The 11,115-nt window shown below is 73.8% G+C and carries 9 protein-coding genes; 4 read left to right on the top strand and 5 right to left on the bottom strand.

Annotated features, from left to right (window positions below):
- Window positions 1-138: 138 nt before the first annotated feature.
- Window positions 139-1,071: a CAP domain-containing protein gene (locus V4Y03_RS02145; protein ID WP_332433789.1), complete on the top strand. Its 933-nt coding sequence runs from the start codon at window positions 139-141 to the stop codon at window positions 1,069-1,071.
- Window positions 1,072-1,102: 31 nt separating this feature from the next.
- On the opposite strand, the gene V4Y03_RS02150 is transcribed toward V4Y03_RS02145, so the two are convergent.
- The 4 genes from V4Y03_RS02150 to V4Y03_RS02165 form a co-directional block, all read right to left on the bottom strand.
- Window positions 1,103-2,683: a sigma-70 family RNA polymerase sigma factor gene (locus V4Y03_RS02150; protein WP_332433791.1), complete on the bottom strand. Its 1,581-nt coding sequence runs from the start codon at window positions 2,681-2,683 to the stop codon at window positions 1,103-1,105.
- A gap of 117 nt (window positions 2,684-2,800) precedes the next feature.
- The gene (locus tag V4Y03_RS02155) at window positions 2,801-3,091 is read right to left on the bottom strand and encodes a hypothetical protein (RefSeq protein WP_317878773.1); all 291 of its coding nucleotides are present in this window, start codon (window positions 3,089-3,091) and stop codon (window positions 2,801-2,803) included.
- A 94-nt stretch (window positions 3,092-3,185) separates the two neighbouring features.
- Window positions 3,186-5,411: an NADP-dependent isocitrate dehydrogenase gene (locus V4Y03_RS02160; protein WP_332433792.1), complete on the bottom strand. Its 2,226-nt coding sequence runs from the start codon at window positions 5,409-5,411 to the stop codon at window positions 3,186-3,188.
- A gap of 45 nt (window positions 5,412-5,456) precedes the next feature.
- Window positions 5,457-6,530 (bottom strand): phosphatase PAP2 family protein, encoded by a 1,074-nt coding sequence (locus V4Y03_RS02165; protein ID WP_332433793.1) that lies wholly within the window; start codon window positions 6,528-6,530, stop codon window positions 5,457-5,459.
- A gap of 137 nt (window positions 6,531-6,667) precedes the next feature.
- Between V4Y03_RS02165 and V4Y03_RS02170 the strand changes: the two genes are divergently transcribed.
- Window positions 6,668-6,916, top strand: coding sequence for a hypothetical protein (locus tag V4Y03_RS02170; RefSeq protein ID WP_317874742.1), 249 nt, complete (start codon window positions 6,668-6,670; stop codon window positions 6,914-6,916).
- Window positions 6,917-6,949: 33 nt separating this feature from the next.
- Here V4Y03_RS02170 and V4Y03_RS02175 read toward each other — a convergent pair whose 3' ends face one another.
- Window positions 6,950-8,788 carry a glycoside hydrolase family 15 protein gene (locus V4Y03_RS02175; RefSeq protein WP_332433794.1) on the bottom strand — a complete coding sequence of 613 codons (1,839 nt, stop codon included), beginning with the start codon at window positions 8,786-8,788 and terminating at the stop codon, window positions 6,950-6,952.
- A 315-nt stretch (window positions 8,789-9,103) separates the two neighbouring features.
- On the opposite strand from V4Y03_RS02175, the gene V4Y03_RS02180 reads away from it, so the two are divergent.
- Both V4Y03_RS02180 and V4Y03_RS02185 read left to right on the top strand, forming a co-directional pair.
- Window positions 9,104-9,835, top strand: a complete 732-nt coding sequence (locus tag V4Y03_RS02180) for a glycosyltransferase family 2 protein (protein WP_317874740.1) — start codon at window positions 9,104-9,106, stop codon at window positions 9,833-9,835.
- 527 nt (window positions 9,836-10,362) lie between these two features.
- On the top strand, window positions 10,363-11,112 hold the full coding sequence (locus V4Y03_RS02185; RefSeq protein ID WP_317874739.1) for a glycosyltransferase: 750 nt from the start codon (window positions 10,363-10,365) through the stop codon (window positions 11,110-11,112).
- Window positions 11,113-11,115 lie beyond the last annotated feature (3 nt).

Below are 11,115 nucleotides of genomic sequence, written 5' to 3' on the forward strand. Positions count from 1 at the left end.
GACGGGCGCGACGGGTTGACGCGCCAGGTTGACGGGGTGTGTCGGGGCGGCCGGGGCCGGAAAGTGTTATCGCCGTCGCCCCGGTGGCTCTCCCCAGCGCCGGACCGTCCGGCGACCACGGCGAGAGAGCGGAGCTCCATGCGGCACCACGACGACCCCGACAACCCCGAACACGGCCCGCACCCCGACCCCTTCACGCGGGACCAGGAGGGCCGGGCGGGCGGCCGGCACCGCAAGGGCGGCGGCGCGCGGCGGCGGCGTCCGGCGCGCCGCACGTCGTTCCGTACCGGCGTCACCGTCGCCGGGGCTGCGGCGGCCGTGCTGACGGTGGCGACGGGGGTGTACGTGGCCTCCGTCGGCTCCGGTCCCGCGGTCGGCGCGCCTCCGGCCGTGGCGCCGGTCGCGCCACCTGGGGCCACCGGGGACGTATCCGCCGCTTCGGAGGCCGTACGGGAGGCGACCCCGTTCACCCGGCCCCCGGCCTCGCCCGCGACCGCTCCGACGCCCGCCTCCCACAGGGCCGGGACCACGCCGGGCGGCGTCACTCCGTCGGGCGCGGTTCCGGGGACGCGGCCGAAGGCGGAGTCGGAACGGCGGCAGGAGGAACGGGCTCCCGTACGGCCCCAGGAGCGGCGGCCGGAGCAGCAGGGCGTGACGCCCGGGGCGGGAGTGCCCGCGGGGAAGCCCGCCCGGTACGTCCAGGAGGTCGTCGCCCTCGCCAACGCCGAGCGCGCGAAGGCCGGTTGCGGGCCGCTCCGCGCCGAGATCCGTCTGCGGGCGGCCGCCCAGGCACACGCCGACGACATGGCGGCCAGGGACTACTACGAGCACGACAGTCCGGAGGGCCGGGACGCCGGTGACCGGATGAGCGGCGCCGGGTACGCGTGGTCGACCTGGGGCGAGAACATCCACCGCGGGCCGAAGACCCCGGAGCGGGCCATGGAGGACTGGATGGACAGCCCCGGCCACCGGGCGAACATCCTCAACTGCTCCTTCAAGGACATCGGCGTCGGGGTCACCCTCACCGCCAACGGCCCCTGGTGGGTGCAGGACTTCGGCGCCAAGCGGTAGCGGGCGGCGTCCCGTGGGCGGCCCCCGTACGTCAGGAGGCGGGGGCCGCCAGTTTCTGCACCCAGATCGTGCCGCGCGGACCGGGCACCGACGCCACCCCGGTGTCCCGGTACCGGCAGTCGAGCATGTTGTCCTCGTGCGCCGCGCCGTCCGTCCAGTCCTCGACGACGGACGCGGGGTCGGTGGTCCCCCGGTCCAGGTTCTCGGCCCAGGCGCTCCAGTCGTAACCGGCGGCGGTGATCCGCGTGTCCGCGAAGTCGCCCTCGGGGCTGGCGTGTCCGTAGTAGCCCCGGGCGGCCATGTCGCGCGCGTAGGCGCGGGCCGCGCCGGAGAGCCGGGAGTCGACGCGCAGCGGCGGGCAACCCGCTTCGGCCCGCAGCCTGTTGACGAGCCCGGTCACCCGCTCCTCCGCGCTGGGCGCGGGAGGCGTGGGGCGCGGGGAGGCGGGAGGCGCGGAGGTCGGGGCGGGCAGGTGGGCGGTGACCGTCGGACTCGGGGTCGGGGGCGGGGCCGGGGCCGGGGCCGACCGGGTCGGGACCGGCGGGCGGGTCGCCGGGGGCGCGGCGGGCGCCACGCGCGCGTGGGGCTCGGGGGGTACGAGCAGGGCGACCGCCCCGAGCACGGCGACGGCCGCCGCGCCGGCGAGGACGGAGCGCCGGACCGGCGTCGACCGGACACCGTGGGCGGGCGCGACGGGCTCCGGCGGGACGCCCCGCGTAAGGGGTTCGAGGGGTACGGACTCCAGAGGTACGGGATGCCCGGCGGACTCCAACGGCCTCGCCTGCCCGGCAGGGTCCAGGGCCACCGTCCGCGCCATCTCGCCGCCGGTGAAGGCCAGCGCGAGCGGCGGTACGAGACCGATGCCGACGAGCAGGCCCTCCACCGGGGCGAGGCCGCCGCGTCCGGCCGCGCTGCCGGTGCAGGCGGCGCAGTTCCGCAGATGGCGGGCGATCCGTTTGCGCCAGAGCGGGGACGGGCGGCCGTCCCAGGCCGTGAGGGTCCCGGCGAGGTCCGGGCACGCCGGCACGGCGTCCAGGGCGCGGACGACGGCCCGGCCGGTCTCCAGTCGTTCCCTCATCCGCTGGACGCGGACGGCGGCGTGCTGCGGGGAGATCCCGCCGAGGCCCTCCGCGAGTTCGGCGCGGGTCAGCTCGCCCGCGGCCTCCAGCCACCACAGGGCGAGGAGTTCCCGGTCGTCCTCGTCGAGCCAGCGGGTCGCGCGGGCGACATCGCGGCGCTGCCCGGAGAGGCCGAGCCTGAGGATGGTGAGTTCGGTGAAGTCGCCGGCCGGATCGGCGAGGTCGGCGGCCCGGTCGAGGCCGGGCACGGGCTCCTGGCGGCGTTCGCGCCAGCGGCGCCGTATCCCGTTCATGGCGATGGCGACGAGCCAGGACCTGAAGCGGGCGGGGTCGCGGAGACCGGTCAGGCCGTCGAGGGCGCGGACCATCGTCTCCTGGACGATGTCGTCGGTGTCGGCGTGGCCGTCGAGGGCCCGTCCGACGATGTTGTGGACGAGGGGCAGGTACGCGCGTACCAGCGCGTCCCTGGCGTGCGCGTCACCGGCCCTCGCCGCCTCCACCAGTGCGGTGGTGCGGCGCTCGTCGCTGTGCATGGGTCTGCTCCCTCATCCCTGGTCCGAGTCCCCCGTCGTTCGGAGACCCGTGGGCGCGGGAGGGATAACACTTCTCTCGGTGCCGGCTCGCGGCGTCGCGGCGTCGCGGCGTCGCGGCTAGGCCGGTGGGACGGGCAGGCGCGGGACCGTGGCCCCGTTCCCCTCCCGGACGGCTGCCACGACGGCGTCGTGGAGATCGCGGCTCTCCTCCTCCGTCTCGCACGGAACGGGACTTCCCGACATGGTGAACCAGTCGGATGCGCCGCTGTACTGCACGGCCACGCGTGCTTCCCGGTCGGCCCAGGTCGTGTGCACGGTCAGATCTCCCGTGACGACGCCCGCCTCGTCGGTCAGCACCCCACCACGCCCGGTGTAGACACCGGCGGTCGTCCAAGATGCCCAGCTCATCCATCCAGGTTCACACCCGAACGGCGGATGCGCCACCGACGGGACCGCCCCGGCCGGAAGGATTCCGGCCGGGGCGGTACGGGCGCGCGCCGGATCAGGCGAGGGACGCGACGGCCTCGTTGAAGGTGGCGGACGGGCGCATCACGGCCGCGGCCTTGGCCGGGTCGGGCTGGTAGTAGCCGCCGATCTCGGCCGGGGCGCCCTGGACGGCGACGAGCTCGTCGACGATCTTCTGCTCGTCGGCGGCGAGGGTCTCGGCCAGCGGCGCGAAGGCCTTGGCCAGCTCCGCGTCCTCGGTCTGGGCGGCCAGCTCCTGGGCCCAGTACAGGGCCAGGTAGAAGTGGCTGCCGCGGTTGTCGATACCACCGAGGCGACGGGTCGGCGACTTGTCCTCGTTGAGGAAGGTGCCGGTGGCGCGGTCGAGGGTGTCGGCGAGGACCTGGGCGCGGGCGTTGCCCGTGGTGGTCGCGAGGTGCTCGAAGCTGGCGGCCAGGGCGAAGAACTCGCCGAGGCTGTCCCAGCGGAGGTAGTTCTCCTTGACGAGCTGCTGGACGTGCTTCGGGGCGGAGCCGCCGGCGCCGGTCTCGAAGAGGCCGCCGCCCGCCATCAGCGGGACGACCGACAGCATCTTGGCGCTGGTGCCCAGCTCCAGGATGGGGAAGAGGTCGGTCAGGTAGTCGCGGAGGACGTTGCCGGTGACGGAGATGGTGTCCTCGCCGCGGCGGATGCGCTCCAGGGAGAACTTCGTGGCCTCGACCGGGGACAGGATCTGGATGTCCAGGCCCTCGGTGTCGTGCTCCGGCAGGTACTGCTTCACCTTGGCGATGATCTGCGCGTCGTGGCCGCGGCTCTCGTCCAGCCAGAAGACGGCCGGGGAGCCGGTGGCGCGGGCGCGGGTGACGGCGAGCTTGACCCAGTCCTGGATGGGCAGGTCCTTGGTCTGGCAGGCGCGGAAGATGTCGCCCTCGGCGACCTCCTGCTCCAGGACGACGTTGCCCTCGGAGTCGACGAGGCGGACGGTGCCGGCCTGCGCGATCTCGAAGGTCTTGTCGTGGGAGCCGTACTCCTCGGCCTTCTGCGCCATGAGGCCGACGTTCGGGACGGAGCCCATGGTCGACGGGTCGAAGGCGCCGTGGGCGCGGCAGTCCTCGATGACCGCCTGGTACACGCCGGAGTAGCTGTGGTCCGGCAGGACGGCGAGAGTGTCGGCCTCCTGGCCGTCCGGGCCCCACATGTGGCCGGAGGTGCGGATCATGGCCGGCATCGAGGCGTCGACGATGACGTCGGACGGCACGTGCAGGTTGGTGATGCCCTTGTCGGAGTCGACCATCGCCAGGGCGGGGCCGTCGGCGAGCTCGGCCTCGAAGGAGGCCTTGATCTCGGCGCCGAGGCCGTGCGGGATGGCGTCCAGGCCGCCCAGGACGGTGCCGAGGCCGTCGTTCGGGGACAGGCCGGCGCCGGCGAGCACCTCGCCGTACTTGGCGAAGGTGGCCGGGAAGAAAGCGCGCACGACGTGGCCGAAGACGATCGGGTCGGAGACCTTCATCATCGTGGCCTTGAGGTGCACGGAGAAGAGCACGTCCTCGGCCTTGGCACGGGCGACCTGCTCGCTGAGGAAGGTGCGCAGGGCGGCGGCGCGCATGACGGCGGCGTCGACGACCTCGCCGGCGATGACCTTCAGCGGCTCGCGGAGCTCGCTGACGGTGCCGTCGGCGGCGGTGAACTCGAAGCGGAGGGTGTCGTCCTTCGCGATGACGGCGGACTTCTCCGTGGAGGCGAAGTCGTTCTCACCCATGGTGGCGACGTTGGTCTTGGACTCGGAGGTCCAGGCGCCCATGCGGTGCGGGTGGGTCTTGGCGTAGTTCTTGACCGAGCCCGGCGCGCGGCGGTCGGAGTTGCCCTCGCGCAGGACCGGGTTGACGGCCGAGCCCTTGATCTTGTCGTAGCGGGCGCGGACGTCCTTGTCCTGGTCCGTCTTCGGGTCGTCCGGGTAGTCCGGGAGGGCGTAGCCCTGCGCCTGGAGCTCGGCGACCGCGGCCTTGAGCTGCGGGATGGACGCCGAGACGTTCGGCAGCTTGATGATGTTGGCGCCGGGCGTCTTGGCCAGGGCACCGAGCTCGGACAGGGCGTCGGCGATGCGCTGGCCCTCCTCCAGGAACTCGGGGAAGACGGCGATGATGCGGCCCGCGAGGGAGATGTCCCGCGTCTCGACCGTGACGCCTGCCTGCGAGGCATACGCCTGGATCACGGGCAGGAACGAGTACGTCGCCAGGGCGGGCGCCTCGTCAGTGTGGGTGTAGATGATGGTCGAGTCAGTCACCAGGGTTCTCCAGCTCCACGTCTGCGTATGCGAGATTGCTCGACATCAAGATATCTCGTGATCGAGGTCATCGGTAAAGGGCCCCACGAGCTCTCCGTCCCCCGGGACTCCGGCGGCCTCCACGAAGGGGCCGCCGAGACGGTACGGGGCGGCGGCGCCGTCGAGGTCGACGCGGCGCAGCAGGGCGATGGCGGCCAGTCCCGCCGCCGCGACCGCACCGGCGGCGAGCGTCTGCCCACAGCGGTGGGCGAGGCGCAGCTCGGCCGGGTCGTAGGGGGCGGTGGCCGGCAGGGCGAGGGTGTCGCCCAGGAGCCAGAGGCCGATGCCGAGCCCGGCGGCGGCGAGGAGGGCGAGCGGCACGGTCACCGGGAGGCCGGGCAGGGCGGGCCCCCGGCGGGCCCCGCGGCGCACCTTGCCCTTGCGGGCGAGGACGGCGAGGAGTCCGCAGAAGACGGCGAGGACGACCAGGGCCGCGGCGATGACGTCGCCGGGCCGGTGCTGGCCCGCGGCGACGGTGTAGGCGCCGACGGCGACGGCCCAGAGCGTCGCGGCGCCGACGGCGAGGCTGCGCAGCCGGTAGGGGACGACGAGGAGCAGGCCGAGGGCGATGCCGAGGGCGAGGGTGGTCTGCGCGCTGGGGAAGCCGCTGGGGACGAGTGCCCCGCCGGGGTCGACGAGCCGGGGGCGGGGTGCGTAGCGCTGGAGCAGTCCGGTGACGGCGAGGGCGGTGACGACCGCACCGGCGGCGAGTCCGGTGGGGACGTACCGCTTGCGTATGAGGCCGACGGCGACCAGGAGGACGCAGCCGAGGACCAGGGACAGGGTGGTGAGTCCGGCGAGGGAGGGGTGCTCGCGCAGCAGGGTGGCGGCGGCGGTGTCGGCGCGCCTGCCGGTCGCGGCTGCGTCGCCCCAGCGGCGGCCGGTCGCGGTGAGCACGAGGCCGGCGTAGACGACGGTGAGGAGGAGGACGGCCCCGAGGCAGGCACGCCGGGTCCGGATGCGGACCCTGGTGCTGAACGATCCCGCGGCCTCGCCTGCCACGGCGGCGTACCACCAGGTGTCACCGGTCTCCAGCGGCCTCGGGGTGCCGCCCGCGCGGGGCCTGTCGTAGGAAGCCATGCCCCGATTCGAACCCACGCGCGGCTGCCCCGCCCGCTGGACTCACCCGAACGACACGCCGGAGACGGGAACCGGGCCGGCGGTGCCCGCGTCTGGTCGGGAGACCGCAGGCATCCTCCGGGGGGGGAGAGCTCCACATGTCGCTGCCGCGCAAGATCGGTATCGGACTGGTCGTCCTGATCGCGTTCGGTTTCCTGGCGCCGAACGGCTGGTACATCCTGGGCGCGATCGTGCTCGGGCTGGTGATCGCCGCGTTCGTCGCCTTCGAGGCGATGAGCGAGTCGCACGACTCGCGCCGCCGGGACGAGGGCCGCCGTTTCCGTCCGGGCCGGGGCGGCGACGGGCGCTGGATCCTCCCGGACGAGGACCGGGGGCCCCGGCGGTAGCGTCGCCGACCACGAACCGGGGCGCCCGCGCGATCACGCCACGGCGAGGGGGCGGGAGCGGGCACGGTCGCGGCGCCGGGTTCCGTAGAGGGTGAACGCGGTGTTCACCAGCGCCACATGACTGAGCGCCTGGGGGGTGTTGCCGAGCTGGCGGCCGGCCACCGGGTCCCATTCCTCGGCGAGCAGCCCGACGTCGTTGCGGATGTCGAGGACCCGCTCGAAGACGGCCCTGGCCTCCTCGGGCCGGCCGGTCACGGCGAGGGCGTCGGCGTACCAGAACGTGCAGGCGACGAAGGCCCCTTCGGTGCCGCCGAGTCCGTCCAGCTCGTGGGTGCCGCCGTCGGCGTCCCCGTAACGGCGCAGGAAGCCGTGGTCGTCGAGGCGTTCCATGGCCTGCACGGTGCCGAGCACCCGGGGGTCGTCGGCGGGGAGGAAGCCGAGCCGGGGGATGAGCAGGGCGGTGGCGTCGATCCTCCGGCCTCCGTAGTACTGGGTGAAGGACTGCTGTTCCTCGCTCCAGCCCCGGGCGCAGATCTCCGCGCGCATGTCGCGGCGCAGGCCCTGCCAGCGGCCGAGCGAGCCGCGGAGCCCGGCGACACGGGCCAGCCGGACGGCCCGGTCGGCCGCGACCCAGGCCATCACCTTGGAGTGGACGAAGTGGCGTCGTGGGCCCCGGACTTCCCAGATGCCCTCGTCCGGTTCCTGCCAGCGTTCGCCGAGGTACTCCAGGAGCGAGGCCACCAGGGACCAGGCCGGGGCGTCGAGGGCGACGCCGGCCCGGACGGCCGAGTAGACGGTGCTGAGGACCTCGCCGTAGACGTCGAGCTGGAACTGGTCGACGGCCGCGTTTCCGAACCTGACGGGCTGTGAGTCCTCGTACCCGGGCAGCCAGTCGGCGAAGGTCTCGGGCAACCGCCGCTGGCCCTCCACCCCGTAGAGCGGCTGGAGGTCGGCGGGGTCGCCCGCGACGGCGCGGACGAGCCAGTCCTTCCAGGCGAGCGCCTCCCTGCGGTAGCCGCCGCGCATCAGGCAGGAGAGGGTGAAGGTGGAGTCGCGGAGCCAGCAGAAGCGGTAGTCCCAGTTGCGCTGTCCGCCGAGGGACTCGGGGAGCGAGGCGGTCGCCGCGGCGACCACACCGCCGGTGGGGGCGTAGGTGAGCGCCTTGAGGGTGAGCAGGGAGCGGATGACGGCCTCGCGCGCGGGCCCCTCGTAGCGGAGGTCGGCGGCCCACTCGTTCCAGAACGCGAGGGTACGGGTGAGGGCGGCGTCGAGGTCGGCGGGCGAGGCGGCGGGGGGCACCGGCATGTGCGAGGGGCGCCAGCCGAGGACGAAGGCGACCCGCCGGCCGGCCGTGACGGTGAACTCGACGGTGGTGCGGTCCGGGGTGACGACGGGTTCCGTGCCGGGGCCGCAGGAGAGGTAGGCGGCGTCGGGTCCGGCGACGGACGCGACGGTGCGGCGGTCCACGGAGCGGGTCCACGGCACGATGCTGCCGTGGTGGAACCTGACCCTCGACTCGCCCCGCATGTCGACCCGTCCGGCAAGCCCCTCCACCAGCCGGACGATGCGCGGGGAGTCCTCGCGCGGCGAACGCGGCGGCATGAAGTCGGTGATGCGGACGGTTCCGGAGCAGGACTCCCAGACGGTGTCGAGGACGAGGGTGTCGCCCCGGTAACTCCGGCGCGAGCAGCGGGCTTTGCCGACCGGGGCGAGCAGCCAGCGGCCGTGCCCGGGATCACCGAGGAGGGCGGCGAGGCACGCGGGCGAGTCGAAGCGCGGGGCGCACCACCAGTCGACGGACCCGTCGGTCCCGACGAGCGCCGCCGTCTCCAGGTCACCGACGAGGGCGTAGTCCTCAATTCGCCCTGCCATGACCGGATTGTATGCCCCTGGGGAATCGCGTGCATAAGCCGAGGGATTCCGGGAGCGCGAAATCCGTGTCGGAGCGGCGTCGTCCGGCGGGGAATTCACGCCGGACCGGACGGGATCACTTCCCGGGGTTCCGCATACCTTTTCACGATTCCCCTGCCGGTTTACCGCATTTCTTGACGGTGCCGCCCCCGGCGAAGGATTCTGGACGGGCGCGGGTCCGTCGCGCGGAGGGTCGTACCGATGAGTAGCGATTCACATCCCCTGCGCCGGTCGTCCGACCGGACACCCGATCACGGCATGCGGACGGTGAGTCTCGTGCTGACGGTCCGACCCGAGGTCAGGGACCCCGGAGCGGCGCTCGGCCAGCTCCTCGGCCAACTGCCGCCGAGCGTGGGGGACGTGGTCCTGGTCGGCGCGCAGCCCGGCGACGGCGTTGTGCGCGCGGGGCTCCGCGAGGGGCTCACGGTGCGGGGGCTCGGCCCCTGGGACGCCACCCTGGGCGACATCCCGCACGCCGGGCTGCGGGCGGCGACCGGGGAGTTCGTCGTACTGATGGACTCCGACGGGAGCATGTCCCCGCACGAGATCCCGCACTTTCTGCACTACCTGGAAAGCGGTTACGACTTCGTCAAGGGATCGCGGTTCATCGCAGGCGGAGATTTCGCCGACTACCCGCTCTCGCGACGGCTCGGACACCGTGCGCTGCTGCGCGTCGCACGGCAGTTGTACGGGCAGCATCTGACGGATCTCTGGTACGGGTTCTGCGCGTTCCGGCGCACCTTCGTGGACCTTCTCGACCTGCGCGAGGACGGTGTCGAGCTCGGGGCGGAACTCGTCGCGCACGCGCTCCACTACGGCCTGCGGGTGGCCGAGGTGCCGAGCCTCGAACTGCCGCGCCGCCACGGCCCGTCACACCCTCGCACGATCCGTGACGGCGCCCGCATCCTCGGCACCCTGCTCGACGAACGGCCGCACAACGCGCTCTCCCGGCTCGCACACCGGCGACCCGCGCGCGGCGACCGCGGCTCCGGCGCCCCCTGCGGTTGACGAACCGCTCGTAAGGGTGCTAACGCTGGAAACAGCACTATTTCTGGACAGACCCTCGGTAGGGTCGGTTGTCGGAAGAGGCTCGTCGTGACCTTGCTCTGCATCAGCCGAGCGCCGGTGGCACCCGCTCCGCACCCCCTGCGGCGGATGACCGACTGGCCTCTCGCCGATGCCCGGCGCCGCTCGCCCCGCCACTCCCTCCGCCGCCCGGACATCCACCCGGCACGCCGGGCGTCCGACCGGGTCCGCGCCGCCGCCGTTCCCGCCCTGAACCGGGCGCACAGGCCGCACGGCGCCGGGCGCCGGCACCGCGGCCGTACGGCACGCACCCGCACCGCGCGACGCGACCGCGCCTCCGGAGAACCAGCCGGACCAGGCGAGCCGGCCGAACCGGCCGAACCAGGCGGAACCTCCGGGCCTTCCGCGCCCGTGACGCCTCCCGGCCCGGCCGCGTCCCGCCGCCCCACCCGTACCGCTCCCCCGCGCGCCGGTGCGCCCCGCGCCTTGTCCCCAGGAGGCGAGGCGTGATGGCCGCCACCCACGCGCACGTACCGCTCCCCCGCCCGCTCGTCCGCCCGCCGGTGGAACTCGAACTGCTGATCCCGGCCTTCAACGAGCAGCGCCGGCTGCCCTCGACCGTGACCGCCACCCTCGGCTTCCTCGCCGAACGGCCCTGGTCCTCGGCGGTCGTCGTGGTCGACAACAACAGCGCCGACGGCACCCTCGACGTCCTGGAGCGCTTCGCCGGCTCCGCCGTCCCGGTGCACGCCATCGGGTGCAGCGACCAGGGCAAGGGCGCGGCGGTGCGGCGCGGCATCGAGACCTCCTCGGCCCGGTTCATCGGCTTCGCCGACGCCGACAACGCCACTCCCGTCGAGACCCTGGACCGGGTCATGGGGCTGCTGCGCGCCGGGCACGGTGCGGTCATCGCCTCGCGGCACGCCCCCGGCGCACGCCTCGCCGTCGAGCAGTCGGCGCTCCGGCGCGGCGGCGGTCTGATGTTCCGTACGCTCTCGCGGCTCTCGCTGCCCGGGGTGGCCGACACCCAGTGCGGGTTCAAGTTCTTCTCCGGTCCGCTCGCCCGCGCGATCGTCCGCGACTGCCACATCGACGGCTTCGCCTTCGACGTGGAACTGCTCGCCCACGTCGTCCGGGCCGGGCGGGACGTCGTGGAGGTGCCGGTGGTCTGGCACGACGTACCCGGTTCGACGTTCTCGGCACGGCGCGACGGACTGCGCTCGATGGCCGATCTCCTGCGGATCTCGCTGGCCAGGTGATTA

Origin of the sequence: Streptomyces sp. P9-A4 (genome assembly GCF_036634195.1) — a bacterium.
In the GTDB taxonomy this organism is placed as follows: Bacteria; Actinomycetota; Actinomycetes; order Streptomycetales; family Streptomycetaceae; genus Streptomyces.

Bases quoted from the DNA above. Each gene is read 5' to 3' on its own strand.
- V4Y03_RS02170 (WP_317874742.1), top strand. From the start codon at position 6,668: ATGTCGCTGCCGCGCAAGATCGGTATCGGACTGGTCGTCCTGATCGCG.
- V4Y03_RS02155 (WP_317878773.1), bottom strand. From the start codon at position 3,091: ATGAGCTGGGCATCTTGGACGACCGCCGGTGTCTACACCGGGCGTGGT.
- V4Y03_RS02165 (WP_332433793.1), bottom strand. From the start codon at position 6,530: ATGGCTTCCTACGACAGGCCCCGCGCGGGCGGCACCCCGAGGCCGCTG.
- V4Y03_RS02185 (WP_317874739.1), top strand. From the start codon at position 10,363: ATGGCCGCCACCCACGCGCACGTACCGCTCCCCCGCCCGCTCGTCCGC.
- V4Y03_RS02145 (WP_332433789.1), top strand. From the start codon at position 139: ATGCGGCACCACGACGACCCCGACAACCCCGAACACGGCCCGCACCCC.
- V4Y03_RS02150 (WP_332433791.1), bottom strand. From the start codon at position 2,683: ATGCACAGCGACGAGCGCCGCACCACCGCACTGGTGGAGGCGGCGAGG.
- V4Y03_RS02175 (WP_332433794.1), bottom strand. From the start codon at position 8,788: ATGGCAGGGCGAATTGAGGACTACGCCCTCGTCGGTGACCTGGAGACG.